This window comes from Streptomyces sp. MRC013, from assembly GCF_023614235.1.
In the GTDB taxonomy this organism is placed as follows: Bacteria; Actinomycetota; Actinomycetes; order Streptomycetales; family Streptomycetaceae; genus Streptomyces.
In genome coordinates this window covers 3,052,387-3,078,154 of the sequence record NZ_CP094264.1, presented here as the reverse complement: position 1 = coordinate 3,078,154, position 25,768 = coordinate 3,052,387, and the positions used below count along the sequence as shown (strand labels likewise).

General features: G+C 75.9%; 27 protein-coding genes. 13 read left to right on the top strand and 14 right to left on the bottom strand.

What is annotated here, in order from left to right:
- Positions 1-4: 4 nt before the first annotated feature.
- Positions 5-862: an alpha/beta fold hydrolase gene (locus LUW75_RS14195; RefSeq protein WP_250335936.1), complete on the bottom strand. Its 858-nt coding sequence runs from the start codon at positions 860-862 to the stop codon at positions 5-7.
- Positions 863-956: 94 nt separating this feature from the next.
- Here LUW75_RS14195 and LUW75_RS14190 point away from each other — a divergent pair, with 94 nt between their 5' ends.
- Positions 957-1,553, top strand: a complete 597-nt coding sequence (locus LUW75_RS14190) for a TetR/AcrR family transcriptional regulator (RefSeq protein WP_250335935.1) — start codon at positions 957-959, stop codon at positions 1,551-1,553.
- A 161-nt stretch (positions 1,554-1,714) separates the two neighbouring features.
- On the opposite strand, the gene LUW75_RS14185 is transcribed toward LUW75_RS14190, so the two are convergent.
- Both LUW75_RS14185 and LUW75_RS14180 read right to left on the bottom strand, forming a co-directional pair.
- Entirely contained in the window at positions 1,715-2,335 is a 621-nt protein-coding gene (locus LUW75_RS14185; protein ID WP_250335934.1) for a LysE family translocator, read from the bottom strand.
- A gap of 59 nt (positions 2,336-2,394) precedes the next feature.
- Positions 2,395-2,907, bottom strand: coding sequence for a 2OG-Fe dioxygenase family protein (locus LUW75_RS14180; protein WP_250335933.1), 513 nt, complete (start codon positions 2,905-2,907; stop codon positions 2,395-2,397).
- A gap of 263 nt (positions 2,908-3,170) precedes the next feature.
- On the opposite strand from LUW75_RS14180, the gene LUW75_RS14175 reads away from it, so the two are divergent.
- Together LUW75_RS14175 and LUW75_RS14170 are read left to right on the top strand one after the other, a co-directional pair.
- Complete coding sequence (locus LUW75_RS14175; RefSeq protein ID WP_250335932.1) at positions 3,171-3,377, top strand: hypothetical protein; 207 nt, start codon at positions 3,171-3,173, stop codon at positions 3,375-3,377.
- A 19-nt stretch (positions 3,378-3,396) separates the two neighbouring features.
- On the top strand, positions 3,397-3,744 hold the full coding sequence (locus LUW75_RS14170; RefSeq protein WP_250335931.1) for a DUF1036 domain-containing protein: 348 nt from the start codon (positions 3,397-3,399) through the stop codon (positions 3,742-3,744).
- A gap of 203 nt (positions 3,745-3,947) precedes the next feature.
- Here the strand turns inward: LUW75_RS14170 and LUW75_RS14165 are convergent, their stop codons facing one another.
- From LUW75_RS14165 to LUW75_RS14155, 3 genes are all read right to left on the bottom strand, one after another.
- On the bottom strand, positions 3,948-5,444 hold the full coding sequence (locus tag LUW75_RS14165; protein ID WP_250335930.1) for a PTS transporter subunit EIIC: 1,497 nt from the start codon (positions 5,442-5,444) through the stop codon (positions 3,948-3,950).
- A 26-nt stretch (positions 5,445-5,470) separates the two neighbouring features.
- Positions 5,471-6,430: an N-acetylmuramic acid 6-phosphate etherase gene (gene murQ / locus LUW75_RS14160; RefSeq protein WP_250335929.1), complete on the bottom strand. Its 960-nt coding sequence runs from the start codon at positions 6,428-6,430 to the stop codon at positions 5,471-5,473.
- Positions 6,431-6,874: 444 nt separating this feature from the next.
- On the bottom strand, positions 6,875-7,813 hold the full coding sequence (locus tag LUW75_RS14155) for a MurR/RpiR family transcriptional regulator (protein WP_462933734.1): 939 nt from the start codon (positions 7,811-7,813) through the stop codon (positions 6,875-6,877).
- Positions 7,814-7,870: 57 nt separating this feature from the next.
- On the opposite strand from LUW75_RS14155, the gene LUW75_RS14150 reads away from it, so the two are divergent.
- Entirely contained in the window at positions 7,871-8,227 is a 357-nt protein-coding gene (locus LUW75_RS14150; RefSeq protein WP_250335928.1) for a hypothetical protein, read from the top strand.
- The gene (locus LUW75_RS14145; RefSeq protein WP_250335927.1) at positions 8,224-8,499 is read left to right on the top strand and encodes a DUF4031 domain-containing protein; all 276 of its coding nucleotides are present in this window, start codon (positions 8,224-8,226) and stop codon (positions 8,497-8,499) included. Before LUW75_RS14150 ends, LUW75_RS14145 begins: the two co-directional genes overlap by 4 nt.
- Before the next feature lie 134 nt (positions 8,500-8,633).
- On the opposite strand, the gene LUW75_RS14140 is transcribed toward LUW75_RS14145, so the two are convergent.
- On the bottom strand, positions 8,634-9,329 hold the full coding sequence (locus tag LUW75_RS14140) for an HD domain-containing protein (protein WP_250335926.1): 696 nt from the start codon (positions 9,327-9,329) through the stop codon (positions 8,634-8,636).
- A gap of 903 nt (positions 9,330-10,232) precedes the next feature.
- Here LUW75_RS14140 and LUW75_RS14135 point away from each other — a divergent pair.
- Positions 10,233-11,135 (top strand): aminoglycoside phosphotransferase family protein, encoded by a 903-nt coding sequence (locus LUW75_RS14135; RefSeq protein WP_250335925.1) that lies wholly within the window; start codon positions 10,233-10,235, stop codon positions 11,133-11,135.
- A gap of 156 nt (positions 11,136-11,291) precedes the next feature.
- Here the strand turns inward: LUW75_RS14135 and LUW75_RS14130 are convergent, their stop codons facing one another.
- From LUW75_RS14130 to LUW75_RS14120, 3 genes are all read right to left on the bottom strand, one after another.
- A complete protein-coding gene (locus LUW75_RS14130; protein WP_250335924.1) occupies positions 11,292-12,656 on the bottom strand; it encodes an MFS transporter in 1,365 nt (454 codons plus the stop codon).
- On the bottom strand, positions 12,653-13,318 hold the full coding sequence (locus LUW75_RS14125; protein WP_250335923.1) for a winged helix-turn-helix domain-containing protein: 666 nt from the start codon (positions 13,316-13,318) through the stop codon (positions 12,653-12,655). The genes LUW75_RS14130 and LUW75_RS14125 overlap by 4 nt, the downstream gene beginning before the upstream one ends.
- A 423-nt stretch (positions 13,319-13,741) precedes the next feature.
- On the bottom strand, positions 13,742-14,926 hold the full coding sequence (locus LUW75_RS14120; protein ID WP_250335922.1) for a hypothetical protein: 1,185 nt from the start codon (positions 14,924-14,926) through the stop codon (positions 13,742-13,744).
- 84 nt (positions 14,927-15,010) lie between these two features.
- Between LUW75_RS14120 and LUW75_RS14115 the strand changes: the two genes are divergently transcribed.
- Together LUW75_RS14115 and LUW75_RS14110 are read left to right on the top strand one after the other, a co-directional pair.
- Positions 15,011-17,518: a helicase-associated domain-containing protein gene (locus LUW75_RS14115; RefSeq protein WP_250335921.1), complete on the top strand. Its 2,508-nt coding sequence runs from the start codon at positions 15,011-15,013 to the stop codon at positions 17,516-17,518.
- 114 nt (positions 17,519-17,632) lie between these two features.
- Positions 17,633-19,276, top strand: a complete 1,644-nt coding sequence (locus LUW75_RS14110; protein WP_250335920.1) for a DNA repair helicase XPB — start codon at positions 17,633-17,635, stop codon at positions 19,274-19,276.
- Between the two features lie 47 nt (positions 19,277-19,323).
- On the opposite strand, the gene LUW75_RS14105 is transcribed toward LUW75_RS14110, so the two are convergent.
- Positions 19,324-19,776 carry a hypothetical protein gene (locus tag LUW75_RS14105; RefSeq protein ID WP_250335919.1) on the bottom strand — a complete coding sequence of 151 codons (453 nt, stop codon included), beginning with the start codon at positions 19,774-19,776 and terminating at the stop codon, positions 19,324-19,326.
- Positions 19,776-20,018 (bottom strand): hypothetical protein, encoded by a 243-nt coding sequence (locus tag LUW75_RS14100; protein ID WP_250335918.1) that lies wholly within the window; start codon positions 20,016-20,018, stop codon positions 19,776-19,778. The genes LUW75_RS14105 and LUW75_RS14100 overlap by 1 nt, the downstream gene beginning before the upstream one ends.
- Before the next feature lie 138 nt (positions 20,019-20,156).
- Between LUW75_RS14100 and LUW75_RS14095 the strand changes: the two genes are divergently transcribed.
- Complete coding sequence (locus LUW75_RS14095; RefSeq protein WP_250335917.1) at positions 20,157-20,987, top strand: helix-turn-helix domain-containing protein; 831 nt, start codon at positions 20,157-20,159, stop codon at positions 20,985-20,987.
- A complete protein-coding gene (locus tag LUW75_RS14090; RefSeq protein WP_250335916.1) occupies positions 20,984-21,196 on the top strand; it encodes a DUF397 domain-containing protein in 213 nt (70 codons plus the stop codon). The genes LUW75_RS14095 and LUW75_RS14090 overlap by 4 nt, the downstream gene beginning before the upstream one ends.
- A 128-nt stretch (positions 21,197-21,324) precedes the next feature.
- On the opposite strand, the gene LUW75_RS14085 is transcribed toward LUW75_RS14090, so the two are convergent.
- On the bottom strand, positions 21,325-21,513 hold the full coding sequence (locus LUW75_RS14085; RefSeq protein WP_250335915.1) for a hypothetical protein: 189 nt from the start codon (positions 21,511-21,513) through the stop codon (positions 21,325-21,327).
- Positions 21,514-22,065: 552 nt separating this feature from the next.
- Between LUW75_RS14085 and LUW75_RS14080 the strand changes: the two genes are divergently transcribed.
- Positions 22,066-24,102, top strand: coding sequence for a HelD family protein (locus LUW75_RS14080; protein ID WP_250335914.1), 2,037 nt, complete (start codon positions 22,066-22,068; stop codon positions 24,100-24,102).
- A 299-nt stretch (positions 24,103-24,401) separates the two neighbouring features.
- Entirely contained in the window at positions 24,402-25,025 is a 624-nt protein-coding gene (locus tag LUW75_RS14075) for an HAD family hydrolase (RefSeq protein WP_250335913.1), read from the top strand.
- Here the strand turns inward: LUW75_RS14075 and LUW75_RS14070 are convergent.
- Complete coding sequence (locus LUW75_RS14070; RefSeq protein ID WP_250335912.1) at positions 24,995-25,252, bottom strand: hypothetical protein; 258 nt, start codon at positions 25,250-25,252, stop codon at positions 24,995-24,997. The genes LUW75_RS14075 and LUW75_RS14070 overlap by 31 nt on opposite strands.
- 128 nt (positions 25,253-25,380) lie before the next feature.
- Between LUW75_RS14070 and LUW75_RS24335 the strand changes: the two genes are divergently transcribed.
- Positions 25,381-25,764, top strand: a complete 384-nt coding sequence (locus LUW75_RS24335; RefSeq protein WP_168439385.1) for a cold-shock protein — start codon at positions 25,381-25,383, stop codon at positions 25,762-25,764.
- Positions 25,765-25,768 lie beyond the last annotated feature (4 nt).

Here is a 25,768-nt window from a genome sequence, read left to right as displayed (position 1 = left end):
CCGTTCAGCCGGTGCGGCGGACCGGTTCCGCGCCGGTGCGGACCAGGAAGTCGGTGATCACCTCGGCGAGCCGTTCGGGCTGGTCCTCGGGGACGAGGGTGGAGGAGTCGGCGATCTCGACCAGCCGGCCCTGCGGGTACAGCTCCGCCAGCCGGGGGCCGTGCTCCCGCGGCATCAGCGGGTCCTCGGTCGCCCAGACCACCAGTACGGGGCGGTCGAACCCGCCCAGTCGCCTGCTCCAGGCCAGCAGGGTCTCCCGTCCGGGCGCCGAGGTGGCGAACTTGGCGAAGTCCCTGCGGACGGCCCGGCTCCCGGCCACCGGGGCGAACCAGCCGTCCATGATGTCGTCCGGGACCCCGCGCAGGCTCATCCCGCCGTACCCCTTGCGGCTGTGCCGGATCGCCGGGACGCGCATCAGCCGCTCCAGCAGCCGGACGCCGCCGGGGACCCTGCACACGGCGGCCAGCGCCCTGGCCGGCCCCGGGGGGAAGTTGTCGAACGCCTCGCAGGCCACCAGTACCATCCGCGCGACCCTGCGGCCCTCCTCCTCCAGCACCAGGAACTGGCCGCCGCCCCAGTCGTTGAGGACGAGGGTCACGTCGTCCAGGCCGAGCCGTTCGACGAACTCGCCCAGCAGCCGCGCGACCCCCCGGTGGGACAGGTCGGCGTCCGGGCGCATCGGCCGGCGGTGCCCCCCGAAGGGCAGCGTGGGCAGGACGCAGCGGTACCCGTCCAGCAGCGGCACCACCTTGCGCCACTGCCTCCCGTCCATCGGCACGCCGTGCCCGAACACCAGCACCGGCCCCGCGCCGCCGGTGTCCTCGTAGTCGATCGGTCCGGCCGACAGCTCGATCCCCGGCATGATGCCCCCATTTGATAGATCGTTCTACTGTAGTCTAGCGAGTGCGGCGGGGTGCGCAAGACCGCGCCGCCAGGAGGGCGGAGGGCGGAGGACCATGGGACACGAGCAGCCGGACACGCGGACCCGGATCCAGGAGGCGGCCACGACGCTGTTCCGCCGCAACGGTTACCCGGGCACCGGCTTGAAGCGGATCGCGGTGGAGGCGAACGCGCCCTTCGGCTCGATCTACCACTTCTTCCCCGGCGGCAAGCAGCAGCTCGCCGAGGTGACGGTCCGCACGGCCGGCGCCGAGTACGGCCGGACGGTGCTGGCCCTGCTGGAGAGCGTCGCGGACCCGGTCGAGTCCGTCGAGCGCGCCTTCGGGGCGGCCGCGGAGAACCTCGCCGCGGCCGACTACGCCGACGCCTGCCCGATCGCGACGGTGGCGCTGGAGGTCGCGAGCACCGACGAGGTCCTGCGGGTCGCGACGGCGGACGTCTTCGCCGGGTGGATCGACGCCGGTGCGGGGTGGTTCGGCCGCTGGGTGCCCGACCGGGACGCGGCGCGTTCGCTCGCCCAGTCGTTGATCATGCTCCTGGAAGGGGCGTTCGTACTCTCCCGGGCCGCCCGCGACCCGGAGCCGCTGCGGGTGGCCGGCCGGTCCATGGCCGCGCTGCTGCGCGCCGCCCTCGAACCGGCCGGCCGGGACTGACCCCGCCGGGCGCCCGGCAGGACCGGGCCGGGACGGGTGCCGGGCCGGGGGCGGTCCGGAGGTGGAGTGACGCACGTGCGGAGCCGTCGGCGCAGGCGTCGTGGCCGTACGTCCGGCGTGCCGGGCACGGGGCACCGGCTCTGCCCGTACGGGATGGCGGCTCAGGCGGAGGCGAGGACGAGGGAGACGCCGGGTGCCATGAGGACGGCGCCGATGCTCCGGTCGAGGGCCTTCCGGCGGCGGAGCACGCGGCTGCGGAGGACGGGGGCGGGGAAGAGGCCGGCGGCGAGACCGAACCGGACCAGGTGGGCGAAGGCCGTGAAGAGCCCGTAGCCGGCCTGTTGTGCGGGGGGCGCGTCGCGGTGCACGACCTGGGTGTAGGTGCTGACGACGAAGAGCGTGGTCTTCGGGTTGAGGGCGTTGGTGAGGAACCCGGTGCGCAGGGACTGCAGGCGGGAGGCGCGCGGTTCCGCGTCGGCGTCCCCTGTCGCGGCGTCGATCTCCCCGGCACGGGTCGAGAAGGTCCTGTAGCCGATCCAGACCAGGGAGCAGGCGCCGACGATCCTGACGACGGTGAACAGGACGGGGATCCCGGACAACAGCAGGCCCACACCGAGCATGGTGTACGCGACGTGGACCAGGACGCCCAGGCTGATGCCCACGGCTGCGAGCAGGCCCGCGGTGCGACCGTAGAGGTGGCTGTTGCGGACGATCACGGCGAAGTCGGCCCCGGGGCCGATGACGGCCAGAACCGTGATGGCGGCGACGGCGGTCTCGGCCACGGGACCGGCTCCCTGACTGTTGTGCGGTGGCGGGGATCGGGCCTTGTGACGGTAGGTGATCACCAGGACGTCCCGACGGCCGGGGTGGGACGGGTCGTCCTGCAGGACGGGCCGTCCTGCAGGACGGGGCTGACGCCGTGGAAGACGCGTTCGCCGTTGACGGGGACCGGCTCGCGCGGCTCCGTGAGGGTGAAGGGGGCCAGCGGCTGCTTCCCGAGGTCGTGGACGGTCGTCTCGCCGCCGACGACGTCCTCGCGGCCGACCAGCGCCATGAGGACGAAGGTGACGCCGTCGCGGTGGGCGCCTTCCGGTGTCGGCTGACCGCTCCGGGCTCCGTCGGCGGTGACGCGGAACCGGTGCGCCCCGATGTGCCGGCGCGAGAACGGGGCGGGGGCGCCGGAGACCCGGGCGCCCGGGGTCAGCGGGCTCCCGAAGGCGCCGCCCCTGCGGACGCGGTCCTCGATCGGCTCGCGGTGGCGGGCGATTCGCCGTCGAGGTGGTTGTAGTCGACGGTCCGGTGGTGCGGCCGGTGGGGCGTGGCCTTGGGGTCGGTGCCGCCCTCCGGTGCCCACCAGGGAACGCTCCGGCGGTGTTCCGGCAACCCAAGGGGGTTGAAACCGCCCAAACGCGGTGAAACGATGGTTTTTGCGCCATTCGGCGCTGCACGAACGATTCGGCGCCCGCCCGCCGCGGAGGAATCCGAGCAGAGCCGGCCGGGACCCGGGCCTGTGGGGCCGGCGCCGCTCCCGGGGACGATCGCGTCCCCGTTCCGGATCACCGACGAGGCGACTTCCCAGCCCTCGGATCCTCGGCACTCCGCCCCAAGGAGAGAACCGTGCCGGAAGAAGAACACTTCACCGTGCCGGTCACCGAGACCAACGACTTCGGCGTCCTGCCCGACCAGGCGAAGGGCCGCAAGTCCAACTTCTCGGTACGCCGGCCGTACCAGACGGAACAGCCCCCCGACGCCCTCGTCGAACACGAGGGCCGCCCGGCTCCGCGTCCCGCCTCGGGCCGTTCCACCAACCCCGAAGAGCCCTGACGCCGGAAGGGGCCACGCGATGTTGCAGTACCTGAACAGCTGTCCCTTCACGGTGTCGGTGGCGATCATGCGCTACACGCCCAACTGCCCGGACGGAGGCGACTGGACGAAAGAAGGCTGGTGGAACATCCCCGCGGGAGGGTCCGCGATCGCGTACGGCGGTGACCTGGGCGCCGTGTACCCGTGGTGGTGCGACTACGTCATGGGAGGCGGCAGGGTCTGGCCCGGCTCGGGGATCTACAGGTACCTGACGCTGAGGAGGTTCCGCTGGTGCGAGTGGACCAGCAGCTCCGACGCCTTCCAGGCCAACATGTTCCTGTTCAACGTCGACGGCGCCGCCGATCAGACGTGGAACATCGTCCCCTGAGGGGACCGGGCCCCGCGAGGGCGGCGGACCGCGCCGGCGCCCCGGGGCAGGCCGGCGCCGCGGGCCGCACCCGTGGCGGAGGCCGCGCCGGTACCGCAGGGCTGACGGCGCCTCCGATGGCGCCACCGGAGGCGCCGGTGGTACCGGCGCCGCGGGTTGCTCCGGCGCCGCGGGCCGCGTCGACGCCGCGGGGCTCCTCGGCGTCACGGGGCGGGCGGGGCGTCCGGGGGCGCCGTGACGCCGCGCAGGCCGAAGAAGTACGTGGCGACGAAGCCCGCCGCGTACCCCGCGAAGAGACCGGCCGCGTAGGCGCCGACCGTGGCGAGGGCACCGCCGGGACCGTCCAGCAGGGGGAACAGCGCCCAGCCCGACGGGCCGATCGCCGTCGAGCCGACCTTGTCGCCCGCCATCCCGAACAGGCCGATCACTCCCCCGCCGACCGCCCCGCCCACGCAGGCCGTCGCGAACGGGCGGCCCAGCGGCAGCGTCACGCCGTAGATGAGCGGTTCGCCCACGCCCAGCAGTCCGGCGGGCAGCGCCGACCGGATCGTGCGGCGCAGGGCCTCGGCCCGGCGGAGCCGTACGTACACGGCGAGCGCGGCGCCCACCTGGCCGGCGCCCGCCATGGCGAGGACCGGCAGCAGGACCGTGTACCCCTGCTGCTCGATCAGCGTGGCGTGCAGCGGGATCAGCGCCTGGTGCAGGCCGAGCATGACCAGCGGCAGGAACAGCCCGCCGAGGAGGAGCCCGGCCGCCGCGCCGCCGTGGGTGAGGAGCCCGTCGGCGGCGGTGCCGATGGCCGAGGCGACCTTCCCGGCCGCGTACATCAGCCCGTACACCGTCGCCAGTCCCGCGACGAGGACGGTCAGCGTGGGCGTGACGAGGACGTCGAGGGCTTCGGGGACGCGGCGGCGGCACCACTTCTCGACGCGCGTCGCGAGGAACGCCGCGGCGAGCGCCCCCAGCACCCCGCCCTGGCCGGGCGAGAGCTGCTGCCCGAACACCTCGATCCGGGCGACGCCCGCGTAGACGACGATCGCGGCGACCGCGCCGCCGAGGATCGGGGTGCCGCCGAACTCCTGCGCCGTGTTGTGGCCGACGAAGACGGCGATCAGCGCCATGAAGCCGGACGCGATCGCGGTCAGGGCGGGGGTGAGGGAGGGCAGTGCGCCGAGGTTGACGAGGAGGCCGCCCAGTCCGGCGATGACGCCGCAGCCGATGAGGGCGGGGATGAGGGGGATGAAGACGTTCGCGACGCGGCGCAGGGCGCGGCGGACCGGGCGCGCCTCCCCGGCAGGACCTCCGGGACCGGTCGGACCTCCGCAACCGGTGGGGGCGGTGCCCGGCCCTACGGGATCCCCGGGGCCGGCGGGCGCGGGGCCGGGGCCGGAGGGCTCGGCGAGTGCGGGGTCTGCGGGCGCCTCCGCGGCGACGAGGGCCTGGAACTCCGGGGTGACCCGCGCCACCGTCCCCGGCCCCAGCACGATCTGGTACGTCCGCTCGTCCTCCACCACGCCCAGCACCGCCGGAAGGGCGCGCAGTTCCGCGTCGCGGACGAGGGCGCGGTCGCGCAGGGCGAGGCGCAGGCGGGTCATGCAGTGGGTGACGGACGCGACGTTGGCGGCGCCGCCGACGAGCGGCAGCAGCGCGGCCGCCGTGGAGCGGTGGTCCGACGGGCGGGGGTCTTCGGTTGTCGTCATGTGGGGGGCCTCGCATACGGGGTGCGTCAGGGGGACGCCGCTGCCAGCGCGGCGCGCAGGTGACCGTGGTGCTCCCTGAGGAGGCGCGCGGCGGCCGGGGCGTCCACCCCGCCCAGCAGGACGAGGATGGCGTGCTTCACCTCGCCGCCCGTCGCCTCCAGGGCCCGGGCTATCTCCCCGTCGGCGGCGCCCGTCACCTGCGCGACGATGCGGTGCGAGCGGGCGCGGAGCTTGGCGTTGGTGGCCCGCACGTCGACCATGAGGTTCCCGTAGGTCTTGCCGAGGCGGATCATGGTGATCGTCGAGATCATGTTGAGGACGAGCTTCTGGGCGGTGCCCGACTTCAGCCGCGTCGAGCCGGTGATGAACTCGGGACCGACGACCACCTCGATCGCGTGGTCGGCGGCGGCCGCGAGGGCGCTGCCCGCGTTGCAGGCGAGGCCGACGGTGAGGGCGCCCGTGTCACGCCCGTACTCGACGGCGCCGACCGCGTACGGGGTGCGGCCGGACGCGGACACGCCGACGACCGTGTCGTCCGGGGTGAGGCGGAGGGCCGTGAGGTCGCCGTGGGCGAGGGCCGCCGAGTCCTCCGCGTTCTCCACGGACCGCACGAGCGCGTCGGGGCCGCCCGCGACGAGGCCGACGACCTGCGACGGGTCGGTGTTGAAGGTGGGTGGGCACTCGCTGGCGTCGAGCACGCCGAGCCGCCCGGCGGTGCCCGCGCCCGCGTAGACGAGGCGCCCGCCGCGCGCCATGCGGGGCGCGATGGCGTCGACGGCCGCGGCGATGCGGGGCAGTTGCGCGGCGACCGCGTCGGGGACGGCCCGGTCCCCGGCGTTCATGGCGCGGGCGATGTCGAGGGTGGACCGCGTGTCGACGTCCGCGAGGTCGGGACGGAACTCCTCGGTGGTGAGGGCGCCCAACTGGGTCCGGAGGGCGGCGGGCTCCGGGCGGCGGGCGGCGGACTCCGGGGCGGGGTCGTTCACGGCGCGGCTCCCTCGGTGCTCGGCGGGGCGGTGGGGGCGGTGGGGGCGGTGGAGCTGCGGGGCGGCGGTGGCGGTGCAGCTGCGGGGCGGCGGTGGCGGTGAGGACGGTGGAGTACTGCGAGTCGGCGAGGTTGCGGGTCGTACGGGGTCGGTCGGGGCCGGTCGGGGCCGGGGGGAGGTCCGTCGAGGTCGGAGGGCGGGGGCGGGGTCCGTCGGGTCCGGGAGAGGCCGTCGGAGTCGTCGGAGTCGTCGGAGTCGTCGGAGTCGTCGGGGCCGGGGAGCGGGGGGTCGGGGGCGAGGTCCGTCGGGGCTGTCAGGGCCGGGAGAGGCCGTCGGGCGGGGGGAGGGACGTCCGGGTTCGTCGGGGCCGTCCGGGTCGGCAGGGCCGTCGGGTCAGCGGGGCCGTCGGGTCAGCGGGGCCGTCGGGTCAGCGGGGCCGTCGGGTCAGCGGGGGCCCGTGCGCTGCCGGGGCGCCCGGCGGTGGGCGAGCGCCTCGTACGACGCGGACAGCGCGGGCGCGGCCGTCTCGTAGGTGCGTTGGGTGACACAGGTGAACAGGCAGTCCACGACGAGGAGCTGGCTCGTCCGGGACGACATGGCGGCCGGGCGCAGGTCGCTCTCCCGGGCGGTGGACGTGGTCAGGACGTGGTCGGCGTACCGGGTCACCGGCCCGTCGGGGCGGCCGGTGACGGCGATGGTGGTGGCGCCCCGCTCGAAGGCGACGCGCAAGGGTTCGATGACGTCGGCGGTGGCGCCCGAATGGGTGATGGCGACGGCCACGTCGCCGGAGCGGAGCTGCACGGCGCCGGTGACGGCGACGTGCGGGTCGCTGTGGGCGTGCGCGACGAACCCTATGCGGAGCAGCTTCTGCGCCAGGTCCTGGGCGACGAGGCCGGAGGCGCCGATGCCGTACACGTCGGTGCGGCGGGCGGCGGCGACGGCGGCGACGGCCGCGGCGAGCTGTGCGGTGTCGAGCGCGGCGGCCGTGTCGGCGAGGGTCTGCTGCTCGTCGCGGGCGAGCTTGGCGACGACGGCCTCGACCGGGTCGTCGACGGCGATGTCGGAGGTGAGCGAGGGGGAGCGGCCGGAGGCACGCCGGGCGGCCAGCGCGGCGAGGGCGAGCCGCAGGTCGCGGTAGCCGGGGTAGCCGAGGAGGCGGGCCGTGCGGACGACGGTCGCCTCGCTGGTGCCGGTCCGCTCGGCGAGGCCGGTGACGGTGAGGGCGGCACAGGCCGCCGGATCGGCGGTGACCGCCTCGGCGACGCGCTGCATGGACCGCGTCATCGACGGGGCCAGGGTGCGCACCTTCGCGGCGAGCGGGTCGGGGACGGCGCCGCCCACCGCCACCCCGTCGATGAAAGTCCCCTTCAGGTCCGCGTTCACGCGTGAAACCTATTTTCCGTGCTGGTGGCCGTCAAATTCGCACGTCAGAATGGCCGTATGAGCCGACCGGACCCCGTGGAGCGGGCACTGCACGCCGCACGCGCTCTGGTCCTCGCCGACCTGGCCGCCCGGGACGTCGCCGAGGCGGAGATCGTTTCGCTGGTCGAGGACGCGGTCGCGGGCCGCCGGTGGTGGGCCGCGCAGTGGCCGGAGGGTCTCGCGTACGTCGCCGGGCTGGTCGCGCAGGACGTGCAGGACGCGCTGCTGGAGCGGTACGGGCGCTGGCCGCTGTGTCCCGTCTGCGCCTCGGGCGACCCGCACGCCCTGGACGTGGAGCCGGAACTCGGCCCGGACCCGCACTGGGTGTGCGGGCGGGCCGGTGTGGTGGTCGCGCCGGTCGGCGGCCTCACGTGACCCTCTACATCGATCCGCCGAACTGGCCGGGGCACGGCCGCATGTGGTCCCACCTGGTCAGCGACGAGTCCTTCGAGGAGCTGCACGCGGCGGCCGCCGCGATCGGCTGCCCGCCGCGCGCCTTCGACGGCGACCACTACGACATCCCGTCCGACCGGTACGCGGACGCGGTGGCGGCGGGCGCCGTGGAGGTCGGGTCGAAGGAACTGGTGCGGCGGCTCACCGAGGCCGGCCTCCGCCGCCCCAAGCGGCGCCCGGCGCCTTCCGCGTGATGACCGCCGCCGGGCCGCGCGGCGCCCGCGCCTGCTGTTCGTGGCGGATGACGCCCGAGGGACGGGCGTCGGCCGTCTCCCGGTGAGCACATGACCGGTCAGGCCGGGAAGGCCGGTCGTTTCACGGTCGAGGTCTACCCCCGCGACGCGTTCCGGCCGCCCAGCCGCTCCAGTTCGGCGGTCGCGTTGCGGCGTGCGGCGTCCTCCCAGCGCTCGGCGCCGTAGGGGGTGCGGAACAGGCGCGGCAGGGCGAGGAGCTGCCCGAGGACGGCGGCGCGGCCCTCCCGGTAGGCGTCGTCGGGTACGAACCCGTACTCCTCGCGCACGGCCGCCGCGTACGCCTCGTACTCCTCCGACCCACCGGCGAGCACGGCCAGGTCCGCGTCGCACAGCACCTCCCCGTCGCGGTCGCCGGGCGCCGGGTCGTGGGTGGCGGTGAGCCGGACGAGCCGGGCGACCTCCGCCGTGCGGGCCGGGTCCACCCCCAGTTCGGGCAGGGCCCGTTCGGCGAGCCGGGCGCTGCGCTCCTCGTTGGTGTCCCGGTCGGGCAGGTACACCGCGTCGTGGAACCAGGCGGCGAGCTGTACGGCGGAGGGGTCCCCGGCGTGACCGGCGAGGTCGTCGACGCGGCGCAGGACGGCGAGGAGGTGGTCGGTGGTGTGGTAGCGGCGCTGCGGCTCGGCCCAGCGGCACAGGAGGTCGTCGGCGTACCGGTCGTCCGGCGGGGCGCCGGGGTCGGCGGGGCGCCCGTCCCGTGCGTGGTGGACGGTCCGCGCCCAGCGGCGGCGCAGTTCGCCGTGGGCGGGGTGCGGGGTCGGCGGGGCGGTCATGGGGGCCATTCTCCAGACCCGTTCCCCCGTCGGAGAACCCCCTCCCGGCTTCCGGACCGTGCCGCCGCCGGAGGGCCCCTCCCGGCTTCCGGACCGTTTCCCGCCTGGCGGAGGCCCCTTTCTCCCCGGACTCCTGGACCGTTCCGCCGTCGGGAGCCTCTTCCCGGGCTCCTCCCGTGTCCGCACGGCGGGCGGCCGGGCCGCGCACCGGTGGCCTCGACGGCGGTGACGGGGCCCTCCACGGGGACGCCGGCGCCCCGGTGGCGTACCTTCGCCTTCCCGACGGCGCGGTCGGCGGTGGTCTCGACGCCGCCCATGCGGCTGGGCTTCCTCTCGACGCGCGCGGCGCGGGAGGGCGGCTCAGGTCATACCGCCGGCCGCCGGCTCCGCCTCGGCGGTGCCGGACGCGGCCACGGGGCCGGCCGTCTCGTCCTCCGCCGCGGCAGGGGGTGCCCGCCCGCTCCCCCTCCGTGTCCCACGGTGGACAGGGTGTTGCCGTGACGTGGGACGGCGGCGGCGTCGGCCCCGACACCGGGGCGGGGCCCGGGGCCGGGGTCGACACCGATGTCGGTCCCGGCCCGGCACGGCCCGCAGGCAGCCGCCCGCCGGGGCCGGACCGGGCGGGACGGTCCGGCGGGGTGGTGCGGGGCGGCCGGGCCGGGCAGGCGGACGGCATGGCCGGACAGACGGGGCGGTTCGGCGGGGCGGTTCGGTGGGGCGGCTCGTCTCAGGCGCTTCGGGCACCTCCGGCACTTCGGGTCCTTCGGGTGCCCCGGCCTCCCCGGGTGCTTCGTGGCGGCGGAAGGGGCATGGGCGCCCCGGTCGTCCTCCGGCGCGCAGGGACCGCCCCGGTCGTCCTCCTAAGATGCGGCAGGGGGCCGTCGAACAGCCGTGGGAGGGGAGTTGGGGGAGTCCGCCGTCGTCGCTCCGGAGATCCGGGACCGGCTCGTCGCCCGGTTCGGGGCCCAGGCCCTCGCCTGGTGCGACGCGCTGCCGGCTCTCGTCGGCGAACTCGCCGACCGCTGGCACCTGGATCCGGTCGAGGCGGGCGGCGGGGGCACCTCGCGGGTCTTCCGCTGCCTGCGGCGGGACACCGGCGCCCCGGTGTGGCTGAAGCTCACGCCGGAGCCGGCCATCGCCCGCGAGGAGGCCGAGGCCCTGTGCGCCTGGTCGGGTACGTCCTCGGTCGTCGCCCTGCTGGCGTACGAGCCGCGGGCCGGGGCCCTGCTGCTGGAGGACGTGGCGCCGGGAGTGCCGGTGAGAGGGGCCTCCTCGCGGCTGCCCGAGGTGGCGGCGCTGCTGCGGGACCTGCGGGCCGCCTCTCCCGCGCCGGGGGAGCTCACGGCGGTGCGGCCCCTGTCGCACCGGGTCGGTCTCCTCTTCGACCTGGCCGGGCGGCGCCTGGCGGCGGCCGGCACGGGCCACCCGGTCGGCCCGGCGGTGCTCGGCCGGTCCAGGGCCGCGGCCCTGGAACTCGCGGCCGGCGGACCCGTGGGGCTGGTGCACGGCGACCTCCACCCGGCCAACGTGCTGTCCGGTCCGGGCGCCCGCCTGGTGGCGATCGACCCGCGGCCCGCGTGGGGCGACCCCGACTTCGACGCGGTGGACTGGGCGCTCGGGGGAGCCACGGCCCTTCCCGTGCTGGAGGAGAGGATCGGGGAACTGGCGGCGTCGGTGCCCGGTCTGTCCTCCGAGCGGCTACGGGGCTGGTGCCGGGCCCTGGCCGTCCTCAGCGCGCTCCCCGCGGTCCGCGCGCGGCGGGACGACGCGGAGACCCGTTTCCTGCTCTCCCTGGCGGGCGGCTGACCCCGCCCGAGGACCGCGGGGACGGCCGCCGCCCGGAAGTACGGGAGGAACCGCCGCCAGGAAGGCACGGGAGCGGCCTCCGTTCGAAGAACGCGGGAGGAACCGCCGCCCGGAAGGTGTGCGGGGAACCGTCGTACGGTCCGCCTCCGGCGGGGGTCACGCCGCGGTGCTGGCGTCCTTCCGCGAGACGCCTTCACCGGCACCCGGCTCCGGTCCGCCCGGTCCGCCCGGTCCGTCCGGTCCCTCCGGTCCGCCCGCGCCGTCCATCGCGCGCCACTCCGGGCGCACTGCGGCCAGACTCGTGGTGAGGAAGTACGCGGCCCCGCAGGCGAGCAGCACCGGCAGCAGCCCGGCCGTGGTCACCGCCGCCCCGGCGATCAGCCCGCCGAAGGGGATGCCGCACCAGGCGAGCGAGGCGCCGAGCGCCTTGACCCGGCCCAGCATCCGGCGCGGGACCCGCTCGAAGAAGACGGCCCCCAGGATCGGGTTGACGAAACCCGCGCCGAACCCGCTGACCGCGAACACCGCCAGTACCGTCCCCAGCGGGGCGTCGGAGGCGAGGACCAGGAACCTCGGCGCGCCGGCCAGCAGGAAGCCGGCGAAGAACACCACCCGGCGCCGCAGCCGGTGCGCGGCCGCCGCGGCGATCAGGCTTCCCGCGACCGCCGCGGCCCCCATGGCGCCGCCCATCAGGCCGATCGCGACCGGCCCGCCGCCGGACTCCTCGGCCCAGACGGGCACGAGCACCGCGGCGAACGCCGCGTCCAGCAGGTTGGTGATCCCCACCATGACGATGACCGTCAGCAGCAGCGGGTCGCCGCGCAGGAAGGCGAAGCCCTCCGCGAACCGCCGCCAGTAGCCCGCCCCCGCCTCTCCGGGCCGCGGTGGCGCCTCCTCGACGGCCCGCCCCGTGCCGCGGGGCAGCGCGAACGCGATGATCACCGAACCGAGCGCGAAGCAGCCCGCGTTGACGGCGAGTCCCGTCAGCGGGCCGAGCAGTGCCACCAGGGAGCCACCGGCCACCGGGCCGGCGGTGGAGGCGAGCCGCTCGACCACCCCGGACAGGCCGGCGGCCCGCTCCAGCGGCACCCGGCCGCGCTCGGCCGCCTCCGGCACCATGACCTCCTTGGCCAGGTCGCCGGGGCCGCGGGCCGCGCCGATCAGTACGACCAGGGCCAGCAGGAGCGGGAAGGAGAGCAGGTCCAGGGCGTGGAGCAGGGGGATCGCGGCGGCCGCGCCCGCACTCGCCAGGTCGGTGGTCCAGGAGACGGCCCGCGGGCCGATCCGGTCCACCAGCGGCCCGCTGAGCGCCTTGACCACCACGTAGGGGGCCATCTCGCAGAAGGCGACCAGTCCGGTCCGGGTGGCGCTGCCGGTCGTGACGAGCACGAACCAGGGCAGCGCCACGGCCGACACCCGCGTACCGGCCAGCGACACGGCCATGGCCGCGAGCACCCCTCCCAGGGGCCGTAAGGACCGCTTCCCGGGCGCGCCGTCGGCACCCGGGTCACGCCCCGTCACGACGCCTCCGTCCCTGCCGCGGCCTCGGGGCCGGAGCGCGCCTCCGGCCGGGCGGGTGCGTCCGGTTCCGGCAGGAGGTGGACGACGAGGCCCACCCGCTCGGCCCCCTCCGGGGCGGTCGCCGCCGCCTCGGGGGTGTCCCTGCGGTAGCGGGCGATCACGTCTCTCAGCTCCCGGCGCAGGGCGACGGCCTCCTCGGGCGTGAGCCGCAGGAGCCAGTCGCTCATGTCGAGGGTGTCCCGCCACGCGCGGGGCATCGTCTGCAGCTCGTTCAGCGTCTGCTGGGTGCGCAGGGTGTAGGCGGTGGCGACGGACTGCAGGAAGGCCAGGGTGGCCTCGGGCTCCCGGTCGGCCAGGCCCCGGTCGTTGAGCTCGGTCGTCCGGTGCACCGCACGCCACCAGCGTTCCCGCGCGTTGCCGCGTTCCGCGTCCTCCTCGACGAAGCCGGCCGCGCCGAGCTGGCGCAGGTGGTAACTGGCCGTCCCGGAGTTCACGCCCAGCCGCTCGGCGAGGCGGGTGGCCGTCGACGGCCCGTGCTTCCGCAGCAGCCCGACCAGTTGTACGCGTACCGGATGCGCCATGGCGCGCAGCCCCTTGGCGTCCAGTACGACGGAGTCCTCTTCGCCGTGCGGGCCGTCCGGCCCCTTCGGTTCCTGGGTCATCCCGCGCACACTAGACCACAAAGAATTCTTTGCGAAAGCCTCTTTGCGAAGGAGTCTTTGCGGTTTTTCGCACCCCCGGGACCGCGTCGCCGTCCGCTCGCTGAACGCCCCGACCCGGCCGGGGAACGACGGCCCGCGGACACCACCCCGACACGCCCGACGCGCCCAACACACCCGACACACCCGACGCGCCCCAGGTCTCCGCCCCAGTCCTCCGCCCCGGGCAGCCGCCGCAGGCCGCCGCCTCGGGGCGGGGCGGCCCGCCCGTACGGACCGCGCACCGGCGTCCGCCCCGGGGGCCCGGCGGCCGGGGCCCCGGCGCCCCCGTGGGTCAGCGGCGGCGGGCCCGCCAGACCAGGTACGCGGCCGTCGCCAGGGCCGCCGCACGCAGCGTCCACGGCCAGGCCTCCCGCAGGGCCTGCGTCAGGGCCGGGCCGTCCGGCGCGAGCGGCTCCCCCAGCGGCCGTCCAGGCGGCCCCACAGCCAGGCCGCGGCGCCCGCCGCCATCGCGCCCGGCAGGCCCAGCACGCCCCACTTCGCCTCGCCCCGGCTGAGGCGGCGCGTCGTGTACGCCAGGAGCCAGCCCGCCGCCAGCGCGACCCACGAGCCGGTGACCGTACCGACCACCAGGCACCCCGCCGCCAGCAGCAGCACCGGGTCGCCGAGCCCCCGCGCGGGGGCGGCGGCCGGGGCGGGGGCCGCCTTCCGCCCGCGGAGGGGGAACCGCCGTCCCCGTACCGCGCCCGAACCGGCCGCCGGGGCCGCCGGGGCCGCCGCCGTCCCCACCGCCTCCGACCGGCCCCCTCCTCTCCGGCGGAGGAGCCCGCGCAGGCCCCGGCCCGGGGGCTTCCCCGCCTTCGCCTCCGGGGCCTCGGCCGGGTCCTGCGCGGGCTCGGGCGGCGCCAGCAGCTCCGGGACCTCCACCCCGCCCGTGAACCCGGGCACCACGCTCCACCAGTCCGGTTCCGCCGCCTGCCCGGGCCCCCCGGGACCTCCGCCCCTCCCCCGGGATCCCGGACCGCGGGCCTCCCCCGAATCTCGGGACCCCGCGTCTTCCTCCGGGTCCCGGAACCCGGACCCCCGGACCTCCGCATCCCGGACCTCCGCGCCCCGGGGCCCCGGATCCCTCTCCGCGCCCCGGGCCCCCGCCTTCCGGGACCCCGGACCCCGGGCCTCCGGGTCCTCCTCCGCGCCCAGTCCCTCCGGTCCCCGACCCTCCGCGCCCAGTCCCTCCGGTCCCCGACCCTCCGGGTCCCGGGCCTCCGCCTCCCGGGTCACGGCTCCTCTGGCCTCCGCCTCCCAGACCTCGGCCCCCCAGTCCTCCGCCCCCCGCGGCTCCGGGTCCTCGGCGGCGCGCTGGCCCGGCACGGCCGGCCCGCCGTCCTCCACCGCCGACACCACCGCGTCCGGCGTGCCCAGGCGGGCCAGGATGCGGCGGACCGCGGCCGGGCTGTCCGCGCCGCCGCCGTCCTTCCGCTGCCGGGCGATCTCGTCGCGCAGCGACGCCACCAGGCCCATCCGCGCCTTCGACGGCAGCTTCCGCTGCTGGGCCAGGTCCCCGACCCTGCTCAGGTAGTCGAAGACCAGCTGGTCGCTCTCGATGCCCACCGCGCCCCTCCATGCCGCCCGCCACCTGGCCGACGCCCCGACGTTAGCGCCTGGGACGGGCGGCATGGGGCTAACGTGGTGCGGATGGCGACCGGCGAGACCGAGTGGGAGGCGCACGTGCCCGAGGACCACGGCGGTACGGCGGCGCCCCGCACCCTCGCGGAGGCGCTGCGGGCCCGGGGCGACGGAGGACTGGCGGTGCTGCTGCGCGCCCGGCCCGACCTGCTCGTCCCCGTACCGAACGACCTGACCCAGCTCGCGACCAGGGCCGGCACCCGGACCTCCGTCGTCCGCGCCCTGGAACGGCTGGACCGGTTCACCCTCCAGACCGCCGAGGCGCTGGCCGTGGCGCCCGACCCGGCGCCGTACCCGGTGCTGCTCCGGCTCATGGCCGGCGACGGCGGCGACCCGGCCGTCGAGGCCGCGCTGCCGGCCGCCGTCGGCGCCCTGCGCGACCGGGCCCTCGTGTGGGGCGGCGACGACCGGCTCCGGCTGGTGCGCACCGCGCGCGAGGTACTCGCCCCGTCCCCGCGGCACCCCTCCCCCACCGGCCTCGGCCCGACCGTCGCCGAGGCCACCGCCGGGATGTCACCGGGCCGCCTCCAGGAGATCCTCCGGACCCTGGGACTGCCCACCACCCACGACTCCGTCTCGGCGGTCGCCGCGCTGACCGGCCTGTTCACCGACCGCCCCCGGATGGACGCCCTCCTCGACGAGGCCCCGGCGGACGCCCTCGGCGTACTGGACCGGCTCGTGTGGGGGCCGCCGTACGGCGAGGTGACCGCCAACCCGACGCCGCCGGTGCGCTGGCTCCGCGACCGCGGCCTGCTCCTGCCGACCACCGCCCGCACCGTCGCGCTCCCCCGCGAGGTGGCGCTGCACCTGCGGGCCGGGCGGGCGCACCGCGCGCCGGAACCGGTGCCGCCGGCCGTGGAGGCGGCCCGCGAACACCCTCCGCGGGTGGTGGACACCACGGCGGCCGGCCAGGCGTACACGGCGCTCGCCACCGCCGAGGACCTGCTGAAGCAGTGGGACGAGGGCGGGCCCGCCGTCCTGCGCGCCGGCGGCCTGTCCGTCCGCGACCTGAAGCGGACCGCCGCCCTCCTCGGCGTGACCGAACCGGTCGCCGCGTTCTGGCTGGAGCTGCTGTACGCCTCCGGGCTGCTCGCCCCGGACGGCGCCGCCGAAGAGCGGTACGCGCCGACCCCCGCGTACGACGAGTGGCTCGACCTGCCGGCCCCCCGCCGCTGGGTCCGCCTCGCCGCCGCCTGGCTCGCCGCCACCCGCACACCGGGCCTGGTCGGCGGCCAGGACGCCAAGGGCCGCACCCTGTCCGCACTCGGCCCCGACCTGGACCGGGGCGCCGCCCCCGAGGTCCGCCGCCGGGTACTGGAACTGCTCGCCGCGCTGCCGCCGGGCGCCGCACCGGAACCGGAGGCCGTGCTGGCCCGGCTGCGCTGGGAGCGGCCCCTGCGCGGCGGCGGCACCGACCTGCGCGCCCGCCTCGCCACCTGGGCGCTCGCCGAGGCCGAACTGCTCGGCGTCACCGGCCGGGGCGCCCTCTCCGCACACGGCCGCGCCCTGGTGGAGTCCGCACACGGCCGCGCCCCGGCGGAGCCCGCGCACGACCGCGCCCCGGCGGAGGGGGTCGGCGAGGACGCCGCCGTCGCGCTGCTGGCGCCGCTGCTGCCCGAACCGGTCGACCACGTCCTGCTCCAGGCCGACCTGACCGCCGTCGCCCCCGGTCCGCTGCGCCGTCCCCTCGCCGACGCCCTGGCGGTCCTCGCGGACGTCGAGTCCAAGGGCGGCGCGACCGTGTACCGCTTCACGCCCGCCTCCGTGCGCCGTGCGCTGGACGCCGGGCGGACCGCCGCCGACCTCCACGCCTTCCTCGCGGCGCACTCCCGCACGCCCGTGCCGCAGCCGCTGGCGTACCTGGTCGACGACGTGGCCCGTCGCCACGGCCACCTCCGGGTGGGCGCCGCCTCCTCGTACGTCCGCTGCGACGACGACGCCGTCCTCGGGGAGATCCTCGCCGACCGGCGGTCTGCCTCCCTGGGCCTGCGCCGTCTCGCCCCGACCGTCCTGGCCGCCGGCGCCGACCCGGCGGCCCTGCTGGAGGGACTGCGGTCCATGGGGTTCGCCCCGGCCGCCGAGTCCGCCGGGGGCGACGTGCTGGTCACCCGCGCCCGCGCCCACCGCACCCCGCCGCGCACCCCGCCCGTCCCCGTCCCGGACGGCCCGCCGTCACCCGACGACGCCCTGCTCGAAGCGGCCGTCCGCGCCATCCGCGCCGGGGACCTCGCCGCCACCGTCCCCCGCAAGGAGCCGGGGACGGCGGACGCCCGCGCCGGCGGCCCCCCGCCGCGCACCTCCCCCGCCGAGACCCTGGCCACCGTCCAGGCCGCCGCGCTGACCGGCTCGGCGGTCTGGATCGGCTACGTCAACGCCGACGGCGCCGCCAGCCAGCACGTCATCGCACCGGTCCGCGTCGAGGGCGGCCACGTCACCGCCTACGACCACACGGCCGACGGGGTGCGCACCTTCCCCCTGCACCGCATCACGGGCGTCGCGGAGCTGGCGGAGGAGTGACCGGCCGCGCCCGGGGCCCCCGCGCTCCCCGCCCCTGAGCGGCATCCCTTCCGGGAGCGATGCGGCAGACTGGAGAGCTGGCCGCGTCCCGAGGCCGTACGGAAAGGGTGAGGCGTGCACGGACCGCTGATCGTTCAGAGCGACAAGACGCTCCTGCTCGAGGTCGACCACGAGCGGGCCGACGCCTGCCGCCGCGCCGTCGCGCCCTTCGCGGAGCTGGAGCGGGCGCCCGAGCACATCCACACCTACCGCGTGACCCCGCTCGGCCTGTGGAACGCACGGGCCGCCGGGCACGACGCGGAGCAGGTCGTCGACGCGCTGGTCGAGTTCTCCCGGTACCCGGTGCCGCACGCGCTGCTCGTCGACGTGGCCGAGACGATGGCCCGGTACGGGCGGCTCACCCTCCACAAGCACCCCGTGCACGGCCTGGTCCTCGCCACCACCGACCGGCCCGTCCTGGAGGAGGTGCTGCGGTCGAAGCGGATCAAGCCGCTGGTCGGGGAGCGCATCGACCCGGACACGGTCGCCGTCCACCCCTCCGAGCGCGGCCAGATCAAGCAGACCCTCCTGAAGCTGGGCTGGCCCGCCGAGGACCTCGCCGGGTACGTGGACGGCGAGGCGCACCGCATCGACCTGGACGAGTCGGGCTGGGCGCTGCGCCCGTACCAGCGGCAGGCCGTCGAGGGGTTCTGGCACGGCGGTTCGGGCGTCGTGGTGCTGCCGTGCGGCGCGGGCAAGACGCTGGTCGGCGCGGGCGCCATGGCGATGGCGAAGGCGACGACGCTGATCCTCGTCACCAACACCGTCTCCGCCCGGCAGTGGAAGCACGAACTGGTGAAGCGGACCTCGCTCACCGAGGACGAGATCGGCGAGTACAGCGGAACCCGCAAGGAGATCCGCCCGGTGACCATCGCCACGTACCAGGTGCTGACGACCAGGCGGAAGGGCGTCTACCCGCACCTGGAGCTGTTCGACTCCCGGGACTGGGGCCTCATCGTCTACGACGAGGTGCACCTGCTGCCCGCGCCGGTGTTCAAGTTCACCGCCGACCTCCAGGCCCGGCGGCGCCTCGGCCTGACGGCGACGCTGGTGCGGGAGGACGGCCGCGAGTCGGACGTGTTCTCCCTCATCGGGCCGAAGCGGTTCGACGCCCCGTGGAAGGAGATCGAGGCGCAGGGGTACATCGCGCCCGCCGACTGCGTGGAGGTCCGCGTCGACCTGACCGAGTCGGAACGGCTCGCGTACGCCACGGCGGAGGCGGAGGAGAAGTACCGGTTCTGCGCGACGACGGACACGAAGCGGCGGGTGACCGAGGCGATCGTCCGGAAGTTCGCGGGGCAGCAGATCCTCGTCATCGGGCAGTACATCGACCAGCTGGACGAGCTCGGCGAGCACCTCGGGGCACCCGTCATCAAGGGCGAGACGCCGAACGCGCAGCGGGAGAAGCTGTTCGAGGCGTTCCGGAACGGGGAGATCGGCGTGCTGGTCGTCTCGAAGGTCGCGAACTTCTCCATCGACCTGCCGGAGGCGACGGTCGCGATCCAGGTGTCGGGGACGTTCGGGTCCCGCCAGGAGGAGGCGCAGCGGCTGGGGCGGGTGCTGCGGCCCAAGTCCGACGGCCACCAGGCGCACTTCTACTCCGTGGTCGCACGCGACACGATCGACCAGGACTTCGCCGCGCACCGGCAGCGGTTCCTGGCGGAGCAGGGCTACGCGTACCGGATCATGGACGCGGGCGAACTGCTGAACGGGGCGTGAGCCCGCCCCGGAACGATCCGGCCGGGGCGAGGTCCCGAGGGTGGTGCTCACAGGTAGAGCTGCCGTCCGCAGCCACGGCAGTACGTCTTCCCGACGCGGTGCTCGGTCCGCCGGTGCTCGCACGTGCCGGACCTGCTCACGGAGGGCGACGGCAGCGGGGACGGCGGGGGCGACGGGGGCGACGGGGGTACGTGCGCGCGTACGGTGAGCCCGGCGGCCCGCGCAGTCCGGTCGCCGTGGTCCCCGTCCCTCTCCCCGTCCCTCTCCCGGTCGTGCGCCTGGGCGCGGACCATGTGGTCCAGCTCGGCGAGGCACGGGCCGCACGCGTAGACGTCGCCCGTCGCGCCCGGCGTCGTCACCGATCCCACCCACAGCACGGCCACACCGGTGCGGCGGCAGAACAGCCAGCACACTCCCGTGGTCCACGGGTTCCCGTCGCCCGACCGCGCGGCCAGCGGCCACGCGTCGCGCCACGGGCGCTCCACGGCCGGGGTAAACATCACGAGGTGCCTCCTGCCGTCCGCGACCGGAGCGCGGCGGCGAGCGCGCGGGCCGTCTCCACGTTGCAGCGCCCCAGCTCGATCAGCCCGAGCGGGGCGGAACCCGCGCACGAGACGGGGTCCAGCCCGAGGGACGGCAGGCGCACCCCGGCCGCCTCCAGCGCCTCGCCCAGCTCCCCGCACGCCCGCTCGGCCTCCCGCACCCTGTCGTCCGTTCGCCGCTGTCGGCCCGTCCTCGCCATGCCTGCCGCTCCGTACACCGTTGGTCGCTCGTCCGCGTGCTCCGCGTGACCTTCCGCTCACACGATGACGGGCGAGTGCATACGCTCGCCAGGTCTGGAGCCATGCCAACGCAGCTGGAATGCGAGGGAGTTGAACAGGTGAGCGAAGCCGCCGACCAGGCCCGGGGACCCGCGAACGGCGCCGCGTACTTCGGCGAGGAGACCAGGGCGCTGCGGGAGGCCCTCGGGCTCTCCCAGGAGAAGTTCGCGGACCGGCTGCACTACCGGCAGGCACAGGTCAGCAAGGTGGAGAACGGCGCCGTGCTCGCCTCCGCGGCCTTCGCGGAGGCCATGGACCGGGTGGCGGGGACACCGGGCGTGTACGCGCGCCTCCGGGCCAGACTGAGCAAGCAGGGGCACCCGGAGTGGTTCGTGCCGTACATCACCCTGGAGGAGTCCGCGAGTGGCATCACGGACTACTCGTGCACGTTCCTCATGGGGTTGTTGCAGACGCAGGAGTACGCCACGGCGGTCTTCCGTGCCGCTCACCCTCGTGAGCCGGAGGACGTCCTCAAAGAACGCGTGGAACTACGCATGCGACGTCAAGCGGTCATGGACCGCCAGGAACCCCCGCTCCTATGGGTCGTAGTCCATGAGGCGGTTCTACGCACCCGCGTCGGTGGCCCGGCCGTCATGGTCGGACAGTTGGAACACCTGGCCGCGCATATGACGTCACCGCACATCACGGTCCAGGTGCTGCCGTACTCGGCTGGTGCGGCTCCCAGTCATCTGCCGTTCACGCTGCTCTCGTCGGGCGGGACGCCCCATGCCGTCTACACCGAGAGCGCCACACATGGTGGTCAGGTGGACGACACCTCTAGCGTGGTCACGAGAGCCGTCGGTATGTTCGACCGGCTCCGCATGGCGGCGCTGTCGGAGGACGCGTCGCTGACCCTGCTTCGCCAGATCACGGAGGACCACGCCACATGAACAGCACGTCCACCCCTCAGCCCCTGCAATGGGTCAAGAGCACCTACAGCGGCGGCGACGGGGGCCAGTGCCTCGAATGGGCGCCCGGCCACGCGCGCGCGACGGGTGAGTTCCTGGTCCGCGACAGCAAGAACCCCGACGGCCCCCGGCTGACCCTCGGCCGTCACGCCTTCACCGGCTTGGTGGAACTCGCCAGGCTGCACGGCTGAGCCACGGCCCGAGCGAGGCGCCCCGCCCGGTCCCGGCCGAGTGGGGCGCCTCTCCACACCTGGGTGTGAGCGGGTCCCGGGCCAGCCGCCCTCTAGGGCGTCCCTCCAGGCGGTCGGCGCCCGTCGGGTCAGTGGCGCCGAACGCCCGCCGCGTCCGCGTCGTAGTCGCCGAGGACCACGACGCCGAACGCCGCGGTCGCGAAGACCCGTACCGCGCGCAGCGCGCCGCCGAGCCGGGAGGCGGGGCGCGTCGCGGCACCGGGCGCCTGCGGGGTGCGGGACGCACCGGCCGTGGAGGTGAAGGTCGTTGCACTCATGTCTCCATGGTGGGTTCCAGGCCATCGGGGGACATCGCCCGGCGGACTGAACCCGCACCCCGCCCGCATACGACTCCGGGCATACGGGTTCCCCTACGGGTCGTACGACCTCGAACAAGGAGTGGCGGCTGACGCGTGCCGGTCCGGGTGCGGGACGCCGTGGACTGGGGTCGGTCCAGCGCCGCCGGGACGGCGAACAGCGCTCGGCCTTCGGAGCACTGCCGGGCGTCGGCACCTCCACCGCTCCGTGGAGCACCCGCCACCGCTCTGACCGTCCGCCCCCGTCTCCGACCGGCGGTGCGGTGCGGGTTCGGGTACTCGGGAGGACGGCGGTGACCGGGGGCGCGGCGTGGCGGCCCCTCCGTCCGGGGAGATTGCGGAAGGGGCAGGGCGTCCGAACACCCGGCCCCTTCCGGAAAACCGTTCGCGCCCATCCCCTCACCCTCACTACAATCTCCCGCTCGCCCGCCTCCCCGTCGGGAGCGCCGCCCTCCGGTCGGAAACCGGACGGCCGTCATCGACCCGTTCCGCACCTGCGCCGGAGGCACCGCCATGCCCGAAACCACCCCGGACCCCCTCGACCGCGAGCGGGCCCACCTCGCCGCGTCCCGCGCCGCGCTGCGGGCCATGCGGGAGGACGTCGAGGCGCTGGACATCCGCGACGTCACCGCCAACTGGGTCAACGCCGCCGTCCTGGAGCGGCAGATCGAGGAGCGCGTCAAGGCGCTCGCCGACCTCGCCCACACCCCCCTGTTCTTCGGGCGGCTCGACTACCTGCCCACCGTGCAGGAGGGCCAGCGGTTCTACATCGGGCGGCGGCACGTCCACGACGGCCACGGCGACCCGATGGTGATCGACTGGCGCGCCCCCGTGTCGCAGCCGTTCTACCGGGCGTCCCGGCGCGACCCGCAGGACGTGCGGCTGCGGCGCCGCTTCGGCTACACGGGCGGCGACCTCACCGCGTACGAGGACGAGCACCTCACCGACCCGGCCGAGGCGGAGACGGAGACGGTCAGCCGCCTGCTCCAGCGGGAGATCGAACGGCCGCGCGTCGGGCCCATGCGGGACATCGTGGCGACGATCCAGCCCGAGCAGGACGAGATCGTCCGCGGCGGCCTGTCGGGGACGGTGTGCGTGCAGGGCGGGCCCGGGACCGGCAAGACAGCGGTGGGCCTGCACCGGGTGGCGTACCTGCTGTACGCGCACCGGGAGCGGCTGGCCCGCACCGGCACGCTGGTGGTCGGGCCGAACCGGTCGTTCCTCCGGTACATCGAGCAGGTGCTGCCCGCCCTCGGCGAGCTGGAGGTGCGGCAGGCCACCGTCGACGACCTGGTCGGCGCGCACGTCGAGGTGCGGGGCGCCGACGACCCGGCGGCGGCCGCGGTGAAGGGCGACGCGCGGATGGCCGAGGTGCTGCGCCGGGCGCTGCGGTCGCACGTGACGCCGCCGACGGAGCCCGTCGTGGTGGTGCGCGGGTCGCGGCGGTGGCGGATCCCCGCGTACGAGGTGGAGGAGATCGTCGTGGAACTGCTGGCGCGCGACATGCGGTACGGCGCGGCGCGCGAGGCGCTGCCGCAGCGCATCGCGCACGCGGTGCTGGTGCGGATGGAGGCCGCCGGGGAGGCGCCGGACGACCGGGTGCAGGAGCAGGTGGCGCGGAACGCGGCGGTGAAGGCCGCCGTCAAGGCGATCTGGCCGCCGGTCGACCCGTCGAAGCTGGTGCTGCGGCTGCTGTCGGACCCGGAGTTCCTCGCCGAGCACGCGCACGGCGTCCTGGACGAGGACGAGCAGAAGGCGATCCTGTGGGCGAAGCCTCCCAGGAGCGTCAAGTCCGCGCGGTGGTCGCCCGCCGACGCGGTCCTGGTCGACGAGGCGGCGGACCTGGTGGCCCGCACCCCCTCGCTGGGCCACGTGGTGCTGGACGAGGCGCAGGACCTGTCGCCCATGCAGTACCGGGCGGTGGGGCGGCGCTGCTCGACCGGCTCGGCGACGGTCCTGGGCGACCTGGCGCAGGGCACCACGCCGTGGGCGACGCGGAGCTGGGCGGAGGCCCTGGCGCACCTGGGCAAGCCGGACGCGGTGGTGGAGGAGCTGACGGCCGGCTTCCGCGTGCCGGGCGACGTGATCGCGTACGCGTCGCGCCTGCTCCCGCACATCGCGCCGGGCCTGGCGGCGGTCCGGTCGGTGCGGGAGAACCGGGGGTCGCTGGAGGTGCGGGCGGTAGAGGCCGGCCGGCGGGACGCGGAGGCCGTCGCCGCCTGCGCGGCGTTCCTCCGCGAGGAGGGTTCCACCGGCCTGATCGCCGCCGACCCGCGCGTCGCGGCCCTGGCGGGGGCGCTGCGGGAGGCCGGGGTGCCGTTCCTGTCGCCGGGTGACGAGACGACGCCGGACGTGCGGCTGACGCTGGTGCCGGCGTCCCTGGCGAAGGGCCTGGAGTACGACTACGTGGTCCTCGACGAGCCGGCGGCGGTGGTGGCCGCGGAGCCGGACGACCGCACGGGCCTGCGCCGCCTGTACGTGGCGCTGACCCGCGCCGTGTCGGGCCTGAGCGTCCTGCACTCCGCCCCGCTCCCGGAGCAGCTCGGCTGAGGGCCGCGGGCGCCGCGGCGCCCCGCCGACCGCGGAGGGCACGGCGCCGGGCGGGTGGCGGGACGGGCACCGACCACGCGGTCCGGCCGGGCCGACGCGGCACCGGGCGGACCGGCACGGGACCGGGCCGGCCGGCCCGGCGGAAGGCCCGGCGGGAACGCCCGGCGGCGGGCGGTCGAAGGGCACGGGACGCGCGGGTGGAGTCCGCCCGGGACACGGGGACGAAAACCGGCCGGGGCCGGTCGGGCGAGGCCGAGTGTGGACAGCACGCGTCTGCCGGCTCGGGGCACAATGCCCCCATGCCTCTCACCGTCGGGTTCGACCTCGACATGACCCTGATCGACTCCCGTCCCGGCATCCACGCGGCGTACCGGGAGTTCTCGGCGCGCACCGGGGTGTGGATCGACGCCGATCTGGTGGTCTCCCGCCTCGGCCCGCCGCTCGAGCACGAACTCGCCAACTGGTTCCCGGAGGAGCGGGTGGCGGAGATGGCCGCCGCGTACCGGGAGATCTACCCCGCGTACGCCATCGAGCCGACCCTCGCGCTGCCCGGTGCGAGGGAGGCGATCCAAGCCGTTCGCGAGACCGGCGGGCGGACCGTCGTGGTCACGGCGAAGAACGAGCCGCACGCCGAACTGCACCTGCGGCACCTCGGCATGGAGCCCGACGCGGTGATCGGGTGGCTCTGGGCCGAGGCGAAGGCGGAGGCGCTGCGGGAGCACGGCGCCAGCGTGTACGTCGGGGACCACCTGGGCGACATACGCGGCGCCCGCGCGGCCGGCGCGCTGGCCGTGTCGGTGGCGACGGGGCCGTACGGCGAGGAGGCCCTGCGCGAGGCCGGCGCGGACGTCGTCCTGGCCGACCTGACGGCGTTCCCGGCGTGGTGGGCGACCTACGCGGGGGGCGCGCTCTCCCGGGCCTGACGCCGCTGGGCCGCGATGGAGCGGAGGACTCCGGCGGCGGCGACGAGGAAGCCGACGCCCATCAGCATCGCCACGAGGTACACGATCGTGGGAAACGGCTCCGTCCCCAGGAAGAGCGGGGCGACGGTGACGAGCGTGGCGATCGCCCCGATGACGAAGAGGATCCCCCCGACGCGGATGAGGCCGTCCCCCGGCAGGGTGTCGCTCGCGTTGGTTTCACTGTGCATCCGGCCAGGGTAGTTCCCCGCCGGGGGAACCACCCGGTGACGTCTTGCCACGGGAACCGGGACCATTAGCCTTAACGCCTTGAGCCGCTCATCGCGGACCCATCGAGTACGAGGACGAGGACGAGGACGTGCCTACCGGCAAGGTCAAGTGGTTCAACAACGAGAAGGGCTTCGGCTTCCTCTCCCGCGACGACGGCGGCGACGTCTTCGTGCACTCGTCGGTGCTCCCCGCCGGGGTCGACGGCCTGAAGCCGGGCCAGCGCGTGGAGTTCGGCGTGGTCGCCGGGCAGCGGGGCGACCAGGCGCTGTCGGTGACGATCCTCGAACCGGCCCCCTCGGTGGCGGCGGCGCAGCGGCGGAAGCCGGACGAGCTGGCGTCGATCGTGCAGGACCTGACGACGCTGCTGGAGAACATCACGCCGATGCTGGAGCGGGGGCGCTACCCCGACAAGGCGCACGGCGGGAAGATCGCCGGACTGCTGCGCGCGGTGGCCGACCAGCTCGACGTCTGATCCC